Origin of the sequence: Streptomyces sp. NPDC048639 (assembly GCF_043199075.1) — a bacterium.
GTDB lineage: Bacteria > Actinomycetota > Actinomycetes > Streptomycetales > Streptomycetaceae > Streptomyces.
Map to the genome: position 1 here is coordinate 291,983 of NZ_JBICVP010000004.1, position 15,761 is coordinate 307,743.

16 protein-coding genes are annotated in these 15,761 nt (G+C 71.5%); 3 read left to right on the forward strand and 13 right to left on the reverse strand.

Annotated elements, in window-relative coordinates; all coding sequences use genetic code 11:
• Positions 1-259: 259 nt before the first annotated feature.
• Positions 260-796: a GNAT family N-acetyltransferase gene (locus ACGFNH_RS13060; RefSeq protein WP_393653154.1), complete on the reverse strand. Its 537-nt coding sequence runs from the start codon at positions 794-796 to the stop codon at positions 260-262.
• 63 nt (positions 797-859) lie between these two features.
• Here ACGFNH_RS13060 and ACGFNH_RS13065 point away from each other — a divergent pair, with 63 nt between their 5' ends.
• On the forward strand, positions 860-1,399 hold the full coding sequence (locus ACGFNH_RS13065; protein ID WP_393653155.1) for a DUF1697 domain-containing protein: 540 nt from the start codon (positions 860-862) through the stop codon (positions 1,397-1,399).
• Positions 1,400-1,465: 66 nt separating this feature from the next.
• A complete protein-coding gene (locus ACGFNH_RS13070; protein ID WP_393653156.1) occupies positions 1,466-2,788 on the forward strand; it encodes a serine hydrolase domain-containing protein in 1,323 nt (440 codons plus the stop codon).
• Between the two features lie 89 nt (positions 2,789-2,877).
• Here ACGFNH_RS13070 and ACGFNH_RS13075 read toward each other — a convergent pair whose 3' ends face one another.
• A complete protein-coding gene (locus ACGFNH_RS13075; protein ID WP_393653157.1) occupies positions 2,878-3,069 on the reverse strand; it encodes a DUF4236 domain-containing protein in 192 nt (63 codons plus the stop codon).
• Between the two features lie 143 nt (positions 3,070-3,212).
• Between ACGFNH_RS13075 and ACGFNH_RS13080 the strand changes: the two genes are divergently transcribed.
• Positions 3,213-4,133, forward strand: a complete 921-nt coding sequence (locus tag ACGFNH_RS13080; protein ID WP_393653158.1) for an arginase family protein — start codon at positions 3,213-3,215, stop codon at positions 4,131-4,133.
• A 221-nt stretch (positions 4,134-4,354) separates the two neighbouring features.
• On the opposite strand, the gene ACGFNH_RS13085 is transcribed toward ACGFNH_RS13080, so the two are convergent.
• The 11 genes from ACGFNH_RS13085 to ACGFNH_RS13135 all read right to left on the reverse strand — a co-directional run bounded on the left by ACGFNH_RS13085 (position 4,355) and on the right by ACGFNH_RS13135 (position 15,741).
• Complete coding sequence (locus tag ACGFNH_RS13085) at positions 4,355-6,358, reverse strand: glycoside hydrolase (protein ID WP_393653159.1); 2,004 nt, start codon at positions 6,356-6,358, stop codon at positions 4,355-4,357.
• Between the two features lie 101 nt (positions 6,359-6,459).
• Positions 6,460-7,230, reverse strand: coding sequence for a sirohydrochlorin chelatase (locus tag ACGFNH_RS13090; protein WP_393653160.1), 771 nt, complete (start codon positions 7,228-7,230; stop codon positions 6,460-6,462).
• A gap of 5 nt (positions 7,231-7,235) precedes the next feature.
• Positions 7,236-8,144, reverse strand: coding sequence for an ABC transporter permease (locus ACGFNH_RS13095; RefSeq protein ID WP_393653161.1), 909 nt, complete (start codon positions 8,142-8,144; stop codon positions 7,236-7,238).
• Positions 8,131-8,922, reverse strand: a complete 792-nt coding sequence (locus tag ACGFNH_RS13100; protein WP_393653162.1) for an ABC transporter ATP-binding protein — start codon at positions 8,920-8,922, stop codon at positions 8,131-8,133. The genes ACGFNH_RS13095 and ACGFNH_RS13100 overlap by 14 nt, the downstream gene beginning before the upstream one ends.
• Positions 8,923-8,953: 31 nt before the next feature.
• On the reverse strand, positions 8,954-10,036 hold the full coding sequence (locus ACGFNH_RS13105; RefSeq protein ID WP_393653557.1) for an ABC transporter substrate-binding protein: 1,083 nt from the start codon (positions 10,034-10,036) through the stop codon (positions 8,954-8,956).
• Between the two features lie 271 nt (positions 10,037-10,307).
• Positions 10,308-11,660 carry a sulfate adenylyltransferase subunit 1 gene (locus tag ACGFNH_RS13110; protein WP_393653163.1) on the reverse strand — a complete coding sequence of 451 codons (1,353 nt, stop codon included), beginning with the start codon at positions 11,658-11,660 and terminating at the stop codon, positions 10,308-10,310.
• Between the two features lie 2 nt (positions 11,661-11,662).
• Positions 11,663-12,598, reverse strand: a complete 936-nt coding sequence (cysD, locus tag ACGFNH_RS13115; RefSeq protein ID WP_393653164.1) for a sulfate adenylyltransferase subunit CysD — start codon at positions 12,596-12,598, stop codon at positions 11,663-11,665.
• Complete coding sequence (gene cysC / locus ACGFNH_RS13120; RefSeq protein ID WP_393653165.1) at positions 12,595-13,161, reverse strand: adenylyl-sulfate kinase; 567 nt, start codon at positions 13,159-13,161, stop codon at positions 12,595-12,597. Before cysC ends, cysD begins: the two co-directional genes overlap by 4 nt.
• The gene (locus ACGFNH_RS13125; protein ID WP_393653166.1) at positions 13,161-13,868 is read right to left on the reverse strand and encodes a phosphoadenylyl-sulfate reductase; all 708 of its coding nucleotides are present in this window, start codon (positions 13,866-13,868) and stop codon (positions 13,161-13,163) included. Before ACGFNH_RS13125 ends, cysC begins: the two co-directional genes overlap by 1 nt.
• Positions 13,865-14,047 (reverse strand): hypothetical protein, encoded by a 183-nt coding sequence (locus ACGFNH_RS13130; RefSeq protein ID WP_393653167.1) that lies wholly within the window; start codon positions 14,045-14,047, stop codon positions 13,865-13,867. The genes ACGFNH_RS13125 and ACGFNH_RS13130 overlap by 4 nt, the downstream gene beginning before the upstream one ends.
• A complete protein-coding gene (locus ACGFNH_RS13135; RefSeq protein ID WP_393653168.1) occupies positions 14,044-15,741 on the reverse strand; it encodes a nitrite/sulfite reductase in 1,698 nt (565 codons plus the stop codon). The genes ACGFNH_RS13130 and ACGFNH_RS13135 overlap by 4 nt, the downstream gene beginning before the upstream one ends.
• Positions 15,742-15,761: the final 20 nt, after the last annotated feature.

Consider the following 15,761-nt stretch of genomic DNA (forward strand, 5'->3'; position numbering starts at 1 on the left):
CGGGGCGGGTGTCCGCACCGTCGGATTTGCGTCCTCGGGGATTCGCTGCCCGGCTCCCGCTCACTCGGTCCATCCGATCCGGAAAAGCCCCGCAAGCGGTGCGGGCGAAATTGCGCGGGCACCACCGGCAATACACCGCCGCTCTGTGGTGGTTCATATTCGCAGGGTGATCACGGTGTCCGGAACATGAGAACTCCGAGGGTCATCGACACGAATTCCCTTATGCATCCGGATACTTCGGGCAGGACGGCCAGGAGGCCTATTCGGTACATCGGGAGGAATTCCTCCCCGCTGTGCCGCGCGTCAGGGTCAGGACCAGGGTGGTGCTGCCGTTGTCCTCCCGGATGTCCCGCGAGTGGACGAATCCGATCCGCTCCAGCAGCGTGACGGACGTGCGATTCGGTGCCGCCACGGTGGCATGCACCGCATCAAGCCCGAGCGCGTCGAAGCCGTACGCCACCAGGGCCCGCGCGATCTCGCCCCCGAGCCCTCGTCCCCAGACTCCGGGCGTGAGCGCGTAGACGATCTCGTGGCCGGCCACCGCGTCCGTGGGTTTGATCTCCGCGTGCCCGACCGTACGGCCGTCGAGCCGGACCGCCCACACGTCGAACAGGCCCTGCGCGTACACCTTGCTGAAGACGCGGCCGAAGAGCGCCCGGTCCTCCGCCTCGCTCTGCGGGCCGTCCCCCATCCACCGCGAGACACGGGTGTCCTGGAAGAGGGCCACGAAGTCCTCCTCGTCGGCCGGGGTGTAGGGCGTCAGCAGCAGGCGCTCGGTGCGCAGGTCGGGAGTCACGGCAGGGGACCGTAGGCGGAGGGCAGCCGGTGCGGCAACCGGTATTCCCGTAGGGTGCGGAGCGTGACGACGTACGTGGCGCTGTTGCGCGGGATCAATGTGGGCGGCCACAAGAAGGTCCCCATGGCGGACCTCCGCGATCTGCTCACCGGGCTCGGCCACGGCGGGGTCCGGACGCTGCTGCAGAGCGGCAACGCCGTCTTCACCAGCGATGAGCGGGACACCGGCCGGCTCCTCGCCGGACTGGAGAAGGCCATCGCGGGGCGCTTCGGGTTCGAGGTCGCGTGCCTGGTGCTGAGCGCCGGCGAACTGCGGGCGATCGCCGACCGCAATCCGTTCCCGCCCTCGTCCATCGAGCCGTCGAAGATGTTCGTGACCTTCCTGTCGGGCCCGGTCGATCCGGAGCGGCTCGCGCACATCGACCCGCAGGTCCATCTGCCGGACGAGTTCCGGGTGGGGGAGCGCGAGCTGTTCCTGCGCTGCCCGAACGGCATCGGGCGCAGCAAGCTCGCCGAGGTCCTGGGCAGGACCGACCTCGGCCTCACGGCCACGGTCCGCAACTGGAACACCGTCACCAAACTGCTGGCGATGACGGACGCCTGAGCCCGCGCGTCCGCCGCCGGGCCCCGCGCCCCGTCGTACGCCCCCGCCGGCAACCGGAAGGACACCATGCTCGAGGAGCTCGGCGACTTCTGCACCGACGCGCTCGCCACACACCACTGCCCGTCGGTCTCCGTCGCGGTGGCCGAACACGGCGAGGTCGTCCACGCCGCGGCGTACGGGAGCGCCGACCTCGCCACAGGACGCCCCGCCACACCCGGCACGGCCTACGGTCTTGCGTCCATCACCAAGCCCGTCACCGCGACCGCCGTCTGCCTCGCCGCCGACGCCGGGCTGCTGGACCTGGACGCACCCGTGCCGGGCGACTACGGCGGGACGGCGCCCACCGCACGTCAACTCCTGCGGCACCGGGGCGGGTTCGCCGCCCACTACGACTGGGACTACGGCGACGGCGGACGCCGGATCGACGCGGACCGCTACGCCGTGCTGCACCGGGAACCGGGCACGGCCTTCGAATACGCCAACCTCGGATACCGCGCCCTCGGCGGGCTGCTGGAGCGGATCACCGGGCAGGAACTCGGCGCCTTCGTCCGGCAGCGGATCTTCGAACCGCTCGGTCTCACCGACTGCCGGCTCGGCCGCACCTACCCCGGCCCGGCCCCGTCGGCGGCCCGCCACACCATCGACGGGCGCCTGTACCCGGACTACGGCTGCAGCCACCCCGGAGCCACGCTCGGCTGGGCGACGGCGAGTGAACTCGCCCTGTTCGCCCAGTCCTTCGACCGCCTGCTGAAACCGGAGACCGCCGAGGCCATGCGGGATGCCCGGCCCGTCAACCGGCACCTGGGATACGGGCTGGGGTGGTGCGTCTCGTACGGCGACGGGCCGCTGGTCCTCAGCCACGGCGGCGGCGGGGGCGGGGTCGCGGCGATGCTGGTCGCGGTGCCGGAGAGGCAGCTCTCGGTGGCGGTGCTGACCAACTCCACCGGCAAGGCGGCCCGCGACGCCGTCGTCCGGCACGTCCTGAGCACGCTGGTCCCGGGGTGGACGGATCGGCACATCTCTCCCGCGCCGGACGACCCCGTACACCCGGTGACGCTGCCGGAAGCGGAGTGGAGCGGCGGGATCGTCACGCCCGAGGGGGAGGTGCCGGTCGCGCTGCGCATACGCGAGGGCGGGCGGGCCGAACTGCGGCTGGACGGCCGGAGCGCCCTCGCGCCCGCCCTTGCCTCCGCCGCCCGGGACCTGGGGGCCGAGTTCGCGGTGCAGCTGCCCACGGCCGACGCCCGGGTGAGCAGTCCGCTCCTGGGGCTCGAACTCCGCCTGGAGAAGGAGCGGTTGACCGGGGTGGCGCGGGCGTTCAAGAGCGGTGACGCGGAAGGGCTGCTGGGTAATCTGCTCAGCCACCCGTGCGCGCTGGAGAGGTGCTGACCGGGCGCGCGTCACGACTGCTCTCACGTGTCCGGGCCGCCGCACCAGCACGTCGGGTCGATCCGCCCTGCGGGCACCAGCGGTCGGAGTCAGTGCCGCCTGTTGTGCCGCCGCCACGAGAAGCCACCGGGCAGCCGCACCGTCGTCGTACGGCGGCCGTGACGATGCCACGTCATATGCGCCTTCCTCGGGCCGACCGACACCGACCAGCCGTGCGGGCCAAGATTCAGATGCAGGAGCTTGGGGATGATCGTCACGCTCTTGTGGTAGTGGATCGGCATCGTGGGGCCTCTCTCGCGTCGGCAGGTCGGCAGGTCGGCAGGTCGGCGGATCGTGGATCGATGCATCGACAGATCGATGGATCGACCTCCCCTTCCATCATGTCGGATTGCCCGCGATGTCCCCGAGGGCCGAGACTGGGCGCGTGACTCCTAACCCCGAGGTCGTGCTGGTGGGTGTGCCCCTGCATTGCGTGGGCATGCCCGAGCCGGGCGACCCGCTCACCGGAACCGAACGAGCCCCTGCCGCCCTGCGCGCCGCGGGTCTCGCCGACGCCGTCGCCGCCGTGGCGGACCTCGGCGACCTGGACGTACGGCTCACCGGCCCCGACCGGGACGCCGACACCGGCGTCCAGGGCTGGCCCACGGTGCGCGCCGCGACCGAGAAGGTGCGCGCGCGGATCGCCGAGGTCATCGGCGCGGGCCGGGTGCCACTCGTACTCGGCGGCGACTGCACCGTGCTGCCCGGGGCACTGGCGGGCGCGCACGACGCCCTCGGGAACGTGGGACTCGCCTACCTCGACGGGCACCTCGACCTCTACGACGGCACGACGTCCACCACGGGCGAGCCCGCCGACATGCCGCTCGCCGTCGTGACCGGCAACGGCCCGTCGGCCTGGGGCGAGGCGGTCGGAGCGCCCTTGGTGTCCCCCGGCCGGCTGGCGCTCCTCGGGCCGCGTGACCGCGCGGAGGCGGCCGACCGGAACGCGGCCATGCCGGAGGACATCGGACTGCGCCCCGAGGCCGGCCCCGAGGACCTGCGCGCCCGCGGCATCCCGGAGGCCGGGGCGGAGGCCCGCGACCAGCTCTCCGTCGGTGCCTCCAGCCGCTTCTGGGTGCATCTGGACGTCGACGTCCTCGACGAAGCGGCCTTCCCGGCGACGGACTACCTGATGCCGGACGGGCTGACCCTCGGCGAACTCCACGCTCTGATGCGGCCGTTGACGGCCGACACCGGGTTGCTGGCCGGGCTGTCGGTCGGCTGCTACAACCCGGCCAAGGACCCGGACGGCTCCGGGGCCGAGGCGCTGGTCTCGCTGCTGGGGGAGCTGCTGCGGCACCCGTGACCGTGCACCGCTGACGAGGCGGCCGAGTACGGGTGGCCGTACGGAGCCGCTTGGTCGCGCCGGGTGCCCGGGACGCGAACACGCGCTCCGGGCAACCCGGTTACCACTTCCCGGTCCGGTCCCGGTCCTGGACCTCAGGCCTCGCTCGCCGGTCCCGTCAGAGTCTCCCGGTCCGGCTCTCCCGGCCCCCGTACGGCCCGGCCCCGTACCGCCCGTCCCCGTCAGCCGTCGAGCTGCGCCGGGCAGAGCCGTCGCGGCTTCTTATCCGTACGCAGCTCGGCGTCCACGCACCCGCCCGGCAGCCCGTCGTGGGCCTTGGTGCCGAAGTTGGCGGTGACGGTCAGCGCGCCGTCGCCGAACACCGTGCGCTGGACGCTGCGGTCGCCGGTCAGCCACCGGAACGACGTCATCTCCTCGGTCCCGGCGGACCGGTGCAACGGCGAGAAGTACTTCTGCAGCGCGGCCAGTTCGGGGCCGTTCTTCTTCAGTGCCGGCCCGTCGAGCACATAGTTGAGCGGAGTGTTGTAGAGCATCGCGAGCAGCGCCCGCGTGGTCTTCTGCTGCGGCAGCTTGTCGTAACTCAGCTCCCAGCGCTCGGCGTTGACCAGCGAGCCGTGCAGCGCCGTCTCGTGGAGCGGGACCCGGTACTTCGGGTCGTACATGGCCGTGGCCAGTTCCTTGGGCAGCTTCACCGGCTTGAAGAAGGCGCCCGGGGCATTCTCCGGGTAGTAGCCGCCCCACTTCTTCCTGTCGCGCTCCAGCTTCCACAGCCCGTCGGCGACCGGGGTGCCGGAGCCGTGGTCGAAGGCCAGCACCTGGTTGGCCCACGGCTGGGCGGACTCCGATCCGAGCACGAGGCCCTTCTGCAGGCGGCCCATCCGGGCCAGTCGCATCCGGCGGTCGCCCGCCTTGGTCATCTCATGGCCCTTGCCGTGGTCGCGGAACACCTCTCCCGTGGCGTCCACGTCGAGGAAGTAGGAGTCCGCGCCGTTGGCGACCATGGAGCGGGTGCGCCGTTCGAGGTACTGCTTGCGCGGTTCGGCCTTCTCGAAGGCGCGCGAGCTGAGGTAGCAGCCGCGCCCGCCGAAACCCTCCTCGGGGGTGCCGTCGGCCTTGCGGACACAGAAGTCGGGGTAGACCCGGTCCGGCCAGACCGAGGTGGGGCTGTCGGCCTTCTCGGGGTCCTGGCCGTTGGCGAACGTGTCGTACGGGCCGACGAGATAGCCCGCCTTCTTCGCGGCGCTCACGGCCCGGGCGTTCATCGGGCCCGGGCCGGAGTCGTAGCCGAGCCACATCCGGTCCACGCCCAGCTTCTTCAGCTCCTGGACACCGGACGCGGCCCGCGCGTCGCCCCATGTGTAGGCGTGGAAGGCGCCGAGCAGCTTGCCGTTCGCCGGGTTCCGCGCGATCTTCTCGCGCAGGCTGCCGAGTCGGCCGTGCTGGGAGAGGTAGGACCGGTAGTCGGCGGCGGGGGCGACCGGATTGCCGTCGGTCAGCGAGAAGGAGACGTCGTAGTCGCGGGTGCCCTCCCCCGCGTCGAAGGCGTGCGAGGCGGTCGCCCGCAGCCTGCCGCCGCTGGAGGCGAAGCGCAGCGAGGTGCCGATGTCGGTCGGTGTGAGGTAGCCGACGCCGCGCCCGCCCATCGAGTAACCCCACAGGGGGAGGGACAGTTCGGCGCCGACGTCCACGGTGGAGCCGCCGAGGCCGCCCTTGCCGGAGTCGGCGTTCCAGAACCGGTCGCGTACGGGGATGTCCAGGCCCTCCCCGCGCGGCAGTTGGACGGACTCGGCGCCACGGTCGGTGCCGGTCACCGGCCAGCCGACCTTCTGATCGCGATCCGACCGCATCGTGACCCGCAGCCGACCGCGCTCGGAGCGCGCGGTCACGCTCAGCCCCTTGTCCGGATAGCTCCAGCGGGCCTGGCCGGACGTACGGGTCACGGGCCCCGGCTTCCCGAGCGCGCCGTCGGCCGGGGCGGACAGGACCATGGGTCGTCCGTCGCCGGTCCGTGCCGTCACCTCCAGCGAGGTGGTGTCGATGATTGCCGTGCCGCCCTTGACGGAGAGTTCGACCCGGTCGCCGCCGTCCGCGGTGCCGGCGGTGGCGATGCCGTAGCCGGTGGCGCCGACGGCGACCGCGGTGAGGGCGAGGGCGATGGGGAGGACGTGCCGGGGTCGCCTCTTGTGGCGCCGCGCTGTCCTGGTCTGCGGGAGATCCGTAGTCATGGACGCATGAATAGTCCGCGGATCTAAGAGCGTTCTAAGCGTCCCTCCGGGCGGCGCCCCGGGCGAGCAACCGCGTCACGCCCCGGGCGGTCCGCCCGCGTTCAGGCCGACAGCGCCACCAGACTCGGCCGCCGCGCCTCGTCGTAGCGCCGCAGCAGCAGCCGCGCCAGTTCCGGAGCCGGGCCCAGCACACCCGCCAGCACATCGGCGCCCGCGTCCCGCGCGCCCCCGGCGATGCGGTCCGGCAGAAAGCCGGGCGCGATGACGTACGGCGCGACCGCGACGCGCTCCACGCCCTCGGCGCGTAGCGCGCGCACCGCGTCCTCGGTGCGGGGAAGGGAGGCGGAGGCGAACGCAGGCCGCACGGCGCACCATCCGGTGTGCCGCCACTCCCGCGCGATATCAGCGATCACTGCGATCGCCTCCGGGTCGGAGGAGCCCGCCGAGGCCAGCACGACCCCGGTCGAGGCCCGGTCGCCGGGGCGCACCCCGGCGTCGTGCAGCCGCCGTTCGAGGGTCGCCGTCAGCAGCGGCGACGGGCCGAGGACATCCGCCTGCCGTACGGACAGCCGCGGCAGGCGGGACGAGGTCTCGCGCAGCACGGACGGGATGTCGGACTTGGCGTGGAAGGCACGGGTGAGCAGCAGGGGCAGGGCGACGACATCCCGTACGCCGCCCCCGGCCTCCGCCTGTTCCGCGTTCAGCCGCTCCAGCACCTGCGGCACGCTCGGGGCGTTGAAGTCGAGGAAGGCGGTCTCGACCCGCAGCCCCGGCCGCAGGGACCGGACGCGCGCCGTGAGCGCGTGCACGGTCGCGGCATGCCGCGGATCGCGGCTGCCGTGGGCGATGAGGAGGAGTACGGGTTCGGGCATGGGAATCAGCTCTTGGCGAGAAGTCCGCGATTGCGCAGGACCCACCGCTCCAGCGGGCTGAAGATCAGCAGGTCGATCGCGATACCGACGATGAGGATGAGGATGATGGCGAGGAAGACGCCCGCCATGTCCGCGTTGTTGCGCCCGTTCTCCAGCAACTGGCCGAGGCCCAGGCCCAGATCGGGGGAGGAGGCGATGATCTCCGCGGCCATCAGCGAGCGCCAGGAGAAGGCCCAGCCCTGCTTCAGGCCCGCGAGGTAGCCGGGCAGCGCGGCCGGCATCACGATGTGCCAGGTGCCGCGGAGCCCCGAGGCGCCCAGGGTGCGTCCCGCACGCAGGAACAGCGGCGGCACCTGGTCGACGCCCGAGACCAGCCCGTTGGCGATCGAGGGGACGGCGCCGAGCAGGATCACCGCGTACATCATCGAGTCGTTGAGCCCGAGCCAGATGACGGCCGGGGGCACCCAGGCCACCGACGGCAGCGACTGGAGACCGGAGAGGATCGGGCCGATGGCCGCCCGTACGAACTTCACCCGGGCGACCAGCAGGCCGAGCGGCGTACCGATGGCCAGCGCCAGCAGGAAGCCGGACAGGCCGCGCGAGACGCTGGTCCACACGACGCCGAACAGCTCGCCCTGGAGCCAGAGTTCGGTCACGCTCTCCCACACCGCCGACGGCGCGGGCAGCTTGTAGGCCTCGGTGACCTGCGCCGACACCAGCACCTGCCACACGACGAGCACCAGCGCGACGGCCACCGTCGGCGGCAGCACCTTCTGCACCAGCACCTGGCGCAGCGGGGTACGGCGCACCTGCACGGTGTCCAGGGCGTCCAGACCCGCCTCGAGCCCGGCCAGGTCCTGGGCGTCGTCGGACTTCCCGGGCCGGACCGCGCTCCTGGTATCAGTGCTGGCCATGGCGGCGGATCTCCCCACGCAGTTGTTCGGTGATCTCGATGGACAGCTCGGCGACCGCGGCGTCCTCGATACGGCGCGGCTGGGGGATGTCCACCCGCCACTCGCGCGCGACCCGGCCGGGCCGCGAGGACATCAGGACCACGCGCTCGGCCAGCCGTACCGCCTCGCGCACGTTGTGCGTGACGAACAGGACGGAGACGTCCGTCTCCCGCCAGATGCGGGTGAGTTCGTCGTGCAGCACATCGCGCGTGATGGCGTCCAGCGCGGCGAACGGTTCGTCCATGAGCAGCAGTTGGCTGTCCTGCGCCAGCGCGCGGGCCAGCGCCACGCGCTGCCGCATACCGCCGGACAGCTCGTGCACCCGCTTGCCGTGCGCGCCCTTGAGCCGTACGAGCTCCAGCAGCCGCTCGGCCTCGTCGCGCCGCTCCTGGCGCGGGACGCCGCGGAGCTTCAGGGCGAGTTCGATGTTCTTGCCCGCGGTCAGCCACGGGAAGAGGGCGTGCTCCTGGAACATCAGGGCCGGGCGTCCGCCGGGGACCTCGATGCCCCCGGCGGACGGCCGGTCGAGCCCGGCGACCAGGTTGAGCAGGGTCGACTTTCCGCAGCCGGAGGCTCCCAGGATGGTGACGAACTCACCCGGGGCGATGTCCAGCGTGATGTCGTCCAGGACGAGCTGCTGGGCACCGGGCCGGCCGAAGGACTTCGAGACATGGTCGATGCGGGCGGCGTACGACACGTCGATGTCGGTGTCGGCAGCCTTGGTGAGGGTGGCGGACATGGGTGTCACCTCCTGGGAGATCCGGGTGCGGTCACTTCTCGCCGAGTCCTGCGTCGTCGACGGGGGGCTTGCCTTCGGCCTTCAGCACCTTGTTGAGCGGGGCGAGGTCGTAGATGCCGTGCAGATCCGTCTTCTCCAGCAGCCCGGCCTTGACCGCGTGCTGCGCCTCGGTCTCCAGCGTTGCGGCCAGCGGGTCGTCGGTGGTCTCGATGCTCTTCCACGCCGGGTCGAGGACCTCGGGCGGCAGCGGCTTGCCGGAGAGCTTCTTGAGAGCGGCGTTGGCGGAGGCCTTCGCCTTCTCCGGGTTGTCCTTGATCCACTGGTTGGTCTTCACCGAGCCGCGCAGCACGGCCTCGACCACGTCCGGGTGCTCGTCGAGGAACCGCTGCGACACGATGAGGTTGGTGATCACGAACTTCTTGTCGGGCCAGAGCGACCCCTCGTCGAGGAGGACCTTCCCGCCCTCCGCGACGAGCTTGGAGGCGGTCGGCTCGGGCACCCACGCGCCGTCGATCGCACCGGACTTGTAGGCGTCCGGGGTCACCTTGTTGTCCGTACGGACCACCGAGACGTCGCCCTTGCCGCTCTGCGGGTCGACCTTCCAGCCCTTCTCGGCGATCCAGTTGAGGAACGCCACGTCCTGGGTGTTGCCGAGCTGCGGGGTGGCGATCTTCTTGCCCTTGACGTCGTCGAGGGACTTCACCTTCTTGGGGTTCACGACCAGCTTCACGCCGCCCGACGCCGAGCCGCCGATGATCCGCAGGCTCTGTCCGTCGGACTTGGCGAAGCCGTTGATGGCGGGGGAGGGGCCGATCCAGCCGATGTCGATGGAGCCGGAGTTGAGGGCCTCGATCTCCGAGGGGCCCGCGTTGAAGGTGGAGGCGCTGAGCCTGGTGCCGCCCAACTCCTTCTGCAGGATGCCCTGCTGGTCACCCACGAGCGCGGTGGCGTGGGTGAGGTTGGGGAAGTAGCCGATCCTCACCTCGTCGGTGGAGAGCTTCTTGCCCTTCGGGGCGGGGGCTTCGGCCTTGTCCGTCTCCTTGGCCTGCGAGCCGTAGCCGCAGGCGCCCAGGGCGCCCGCCAGGAGCGGGAGGACGGCGGCCGCGGCGAGGATGCGGCCCCGACGGGACGGCTTCGCGGAAGAGCCGGATGGTCGGGAAGCGGAGGTGCGATCGGCAGACACGGGAGGGTGTTCCTCTCGGAGGGCCGGGGCGCTCTAGGGGGCGCCCGGCAGGTCGGAAGGTCTTCGGTACGGGGGGTGCGGACGGGAGATGGGGCCGTTCATCGGCGCACACATCGCCCGGTGCCGCCCTGCCCGCTGCCGAGGAGTCCGCTGCCGATGCGGCCGCCCTCCTTCGCGAAGGTCGAGAAGACATCAACCATGATCAGAAGTCCCACCCCTCGTCGTCCTGACCGGTCGCGGCCTCCGCGGCCTCCGCGGCCGCCTCGGCGAACGCCGTGCCTGCCATGCCCGCCGTCAGCGTGGTGCCGTCGGAGGGGTCGATGAGCAGGAAGGATCCGGTACGCCGCGACTCGGCGTACGCGTCGAGGGGGAGCGGCTCGGCGGTCCGCAGGACGACCCGACCGATGTCGTTGGCCGCCAACGCGCCCGGAGCCGGGTGCTGCGAGAGGTCCGCCAGGGTCAGCCGCGACGGGATGTCCTTGACGATCGCCTTCACCGTACGGGTCGTGTGCTTGAGCAGCACGCGTGCGCCGGGCCGGAGCGGGCGGTCGTGGAGGTGGCAGACCGTGGCCTCGATGTCCTGCGTGGTCGCGGGCGCGGAGGCGGTCGGCACGATGACGTCGCCGCGGGATATGTCGAGGTCGTCCGCGAGCCGTACGGTCACCGACTGCGGTGCCCACGCCACGTCGACGGGGTCACCGAGCGCGTCGATGCCCTCGATGGTGCTGGTGAGCCCCGACGGCAGGACGGTGACCTCGTCGCCGGTGCGCAGGATGCCGGACGCGATCTGGCCCGCGTAGCCGCGGTAGTCGGGGTGCTCGGCGGTCTGCGGGCGGATGACGTACTGGACGGGGAAGCGGGCCGGGTCGTCGGTGGGGTCGGTGCCCACGGAGACGGTCTCCAGGTGCTCCAGCACGGTCGGGCCGCCGTACCAGTCCATGTTCGCCGACGCCGTCACCACATTGTCCCCGGCCAGCGCCGAGATGGGGATCGCGGTGATGTCCGGGACGCCGAGCGAGGCGGCGTAGGCGGTGAACTCCTCGGCGATGGCGGCGAATACGGGCTCGGCGTACTCGACCAGGTCCATCTTGTTGACGGCCAGCACCACATGGGGCACGCGCAGCAGCGCGGCCACCGCGGCGTGCCGCCGGGTCTGCTCGACCACGCCGTTACGGGCGTCCACCAGCACCACGGCCAGCTCGGCGGTCGAGGCGCCGGTGACCATGTTCCGGGTGTACTGCACGTGCCCGGGGGTGTCGGCGAGGATGAACCGCCGCCGCGGCGTGGCGAAGTAGCGGTAGGCGACATCGATGGTGATGCCCTGCTCCCGCTCCGCGCGCAGCCCGTCGGTCAGCAGCGCCAGGTCCGGCGTCTCCTGGCCGCGGCTGCGGGAGGCGTGCTCCACGGCCTCCAACTGGTCGGCCAGCACCGACTTGGAGTCGTGCAGCAGCCGGCCGACGAGCGTGGACTTGCCGTCGTCGACCGAACCGGCGGTCGCGAAGCGCAGCAGCGACGTGGCCGCCGTCTGCTCCAGGATCGTGCTCGTGCTCGTCATGGCTAGAAGTACCCCTCGCGCTTGCGGTCCTCCATGGCGGCCTCGGACAGCTTGTCGTCGGCGCGCGTGGCGCCCCGCTCGGTGAGCCGGGACGCCGCGATCTCCGCGATCACGGCCTCGATGGTCGTGGCGCCGGAATCCACCGCGCCGGTGCAGGACATGTCGCCGACGGTGCGGTAGCGCACCAGCCGCTTCTCGACCCGCTCGCCGTCCTTGGGGCCGCCCCAGTCGCCGGGCGCCAGCCACATGCCGTCGCGCCGAAAGACCTCGCGGTCGTGGGCGTAGTAGATCTGCGGGAGTTCGATGTTCTCCCGGGCGATGTACTGCCAGACGTCCAGCTCGGTCCAGTTGGACAGCGGGAAGACGCGCACATGCTCGCCGGGGGAGTGACGGCCGTTGTAGAGCTGCCACAGCTCCGGGCGCTGACGGCGCGGGTCCCAGCCGCCGAACTCGTCGCGCAGCGAGAACACCCGCTCCTTGGCGCGCGCCTTCTCCTCGTCGCGCCGGCCGCCGCCGAAGACCGCGTCGAACCGGTTCTTCTCGATGGAGTCCAGCAGGGGCACGGTCTGCAGCGGGTTGCGGGTGCCGTCCGGGCGCTCGCGCAGCTCGCCGCGGTCGATGAAGTCCTGGACGGAGGCGACGTGCAGACGCAGCCCGTGCTCGGCGGCCGTACGGTCCCGGTAGTCGATGACCTCGGGGAAGTTGTGCCCGGTGTCCACGTGCAGCAGCGCGAACGGCACCGGCGCCGGGGCGAACGCCTTCAGCGCCAGGTGCAGCATGACGATCGAGTCCTTGCCGCCGGAGAAGAGGATCACCGGCCGCTCGAACTCCCCCGCCACCTCACGGAAGATGTGCACCGCCTCGGACTCCAGAGCGTCCAGGTGCGTCAGCGCGTACGGATTGTCGGTGCTCTCGCCGGTCTCGGCAACCGTCGTCATGCCAGTCCCCTCTCAACGAGCAGTGAGTGCAGCGCAGCGGCCGACTCCTGCACGGTCTGGGTGTGCGACTCGATGCGCAGGTCGGGCGTCTCCGGCGCCTCGTACGGGTCGTCGACGCCCGTGAGCCCGGAGATCTCGCCCGCGGCCTGCTTGGCGTACAGCCCCTTCACATCGCGGACCGAGCACACCTCGACCGGGGTCGCGACGTGGACCTCCAGGTACGCGGTGCCCTCCGCCTGGTGGCGCTTGCGCACCGCCTCGCGGGAGTCGGCGTACGGGGCGATGACCGGGACGAGCACCTTCACGCCGTTGCTGCTGAGCAGTTCGGCGACGAAGCCGATCCGCTGGACGTTGGTGTGGCGGTCCTCGCGGGTGAAGCCCAGACCCGCGGAGAGGAACTCCCGGATCTCGTCACCGTCGAGCACCTCCACCCGGTGGCCCTCGCCGCGCAGCCGCTCCGCGAGCGCATGCGCGATCGTCGTCTTGCCTGCGCTCGGCAGACCGGTGAGCCACACCGTGGCGCCCGCGTCGGGCACGCTCATCGACATCTCCTGGTCGCTCATCAGCCGTGCAGTCCGCACTCGGTCTTGTCCCGGCCGGCCCAGCGGCCGGCGCGGGCGTCCTCGCCCTCCAGCACCCGGCGGGTGCACGGGGCGCAGCCGACGGAGGCGTAACCGTCGGTCAGCAGCGGGTTGGTGAGCACGCCGTGCTCGGCGACGTAGGCGTCCACGTCGTCCTGCGTCCAGCGCGCGATGGGGGAGACCTTGACCTTCTGCCGCTTCTCGTCCCAGCCGACGACCGGGGTGTTCGCCCGGGTCGGGGACTCGTCGCGGCGCAGTCCGGTCGCCCACGCCTCGTACGCGGCCAGGCCCTCCTCCAGCGGTGCGACCTTGCGCAGGGCGCAGCACAGGTCCGGGTTCCGGTCGTGCAGCCTCGGCCCGTGCTCGGCGTCCTGCTCGGCGACCGACCGGCGCGGGGTGAGCGTGATGAGGTTGACGTCCATCACGGCCTCGACCGCGTCACGGGTGCCGAGGGTCTCCGGGAAGTGGTAGCCGGTGTCGAGGAACACCACGTCCACACCCGGCCGTACGCGCGCGGCCAGGTGTGCCACGACGGCGTCCTCCATGGAGGAGGTCACGCAGAAGCGGCTGCCGAAGGCCGCGTCGGCCCAGCGCAGGATCTCCGGCGCGGGCGCGTCCTCCAGGTCGCGGCCCGCCTGCTCGGCCAGCTCCCGGAGCTCGACCGCGGTGCGTTGCGGTGCGGTTGTCATGATGTGCTGCCCCCTTCGTCCGGTTCGCGCCGCAGGCCCTGGGCCAGCAGCCCGAGAAACGACAGGCGGAACGCCCGGTTGCAGGACGCGCATTCCCAGGCGCCGTGGCCCTCCTCGGAGGGCCGAAGGTCCTCGTCGCCGCAGTACGGGCAGTAGAACGGCGCGGCTCGCTCACTCATGACAGCGACTCCTCCGAGGCCCGGGCCGCCCACTGCGCGAACCGCTCGCCGTCCTCGCGCTCCTCCTGGAAGCGGGTGAGCACGCGCTCGACGTAGTCGGGCAGTTCGGCGGAGGTGACCTTCAGGCCACGGACCTTGCGGCCGAAGCCGGCCTCCAGGCCGAGCGCGCCGCCCAGATGCACCTGGAAGCCCTCGACCTGGTTGCCGTCCGCGTCCATCACAAGCTGGCCCTTGAGACCGATGTCCGCGACCTGGATACGGGCGCAGGCGTTGGGGCAGCCGTTGACGTTGATGGTGACCGGCACGTCGAAGTCCGGGAGCCGGCGCTCGAGTTCGTCGATGAGCGAGGCGCCGCGCGCCTTGGTCTCGACGATCGCGAGCTTGCAGAACTCGATGCCGGTGCAGGCCATCGTGCCGCGCCGGAACGGCGAGGGCTTGACCTGGAGGTCCAGCGCCTCCAGTCCGGAGACCAGCGACTCGACCTGGCCCTCCTCGACATCGAGCACGATCATCTTCTGCTCGACGGTGGTCCGCAGACGGCCCGAACCGTGTGACGCGGCCAGGTCGGCGATCTTGGTGAGGACGGTGCCGTCGACGCGGCCGACGCGCGGTGCGAAGCCGACGTAGTACCGGCCGTCCTGCTGGCGGTGGACGCCGATGTGGTCGCGCCACTGCTGCACGGGCTGCTCGGGCGCGGGACCGTCGATCAGCGTGCGCTTCAGGTACTCGGTCTCCAGCACCTCGCGGAAGCGCTCGGCACCCCAGTCGGCGACCAGGAACTTCAGCCGGGCGCGGGTGCGCAGCCGCCGGTAGCCGTAGTCGCGGAAGATGCCGATGACGCCCGCCCAGACGTCCGGCACCTCCTCCAGGGGCACCCAGGTGCCGAGCCGGACACCGATCTTGGGGTTGGTGGAGAGACCGCCGCCCACCCACAGGTCGAAACCGGGGCCGTGCTCGGGGTGGTTCACCCCGACGAACGCGACGTCGTTGATCTCGTGGGCCACGTCCAGCAGCGGTGAGCCGGAGATCGCGGTCTTGAACTTCCGCGGCAGATTGGAGAATTCCTTGCTGCCGATGAAGCGGCGGTGGATCTCGTCGATGGCCGGGGTGCCGTCGATGATCTCGTCCTCGGCGATGCCCGCGACCGGGGAGCCGAGGATCACGCGGGGCGTGTCGCCGCACGCCTCGGTCGTCGAGAGCCCGACACCCTCGAGCCGCCGCCAGATCTCGGGCATGTCCTCGATACGGATCCAGTGGTACTGGATGTTCTGGCGGTCGGTGATGTCCGCGGTGCCGCGGGCGAACTCCTGGGAGACCTCGCCGATGACGCGGAGCTGCTCGGTGGTCAGCCGCCCGCCGTCGACGCGCACACGGAGCATGAAGTAGCTGTCGTCCAGCTCCTCCGGCTCCAGGATCGCGGTCTTGCCGCCGTCGATCCCGGGCTTGCGCTGGGTGTAGAGGCCCCACCAGCGCATCCGCCCGCGGAGGTCGGCGCCGTCGATCGAGTCGAACCCGCGGTGGGCGTAGATCGTCTCAATGCGTGTCCGCACATTGAGACCGTCATCGTCCTTCTTGTTCTGCTCGTTGGGGTTGAGCGGCGTGAAATGACCCTTGGCCCACTGGCCCTCGCCGCGGTGGCGGCCGGCCTTGCGGCGGGTCGTTGCAGCGCTCGCGCGTTCTGGGGTGGCGGCCATGGGAAATACGTCCTTCGGGG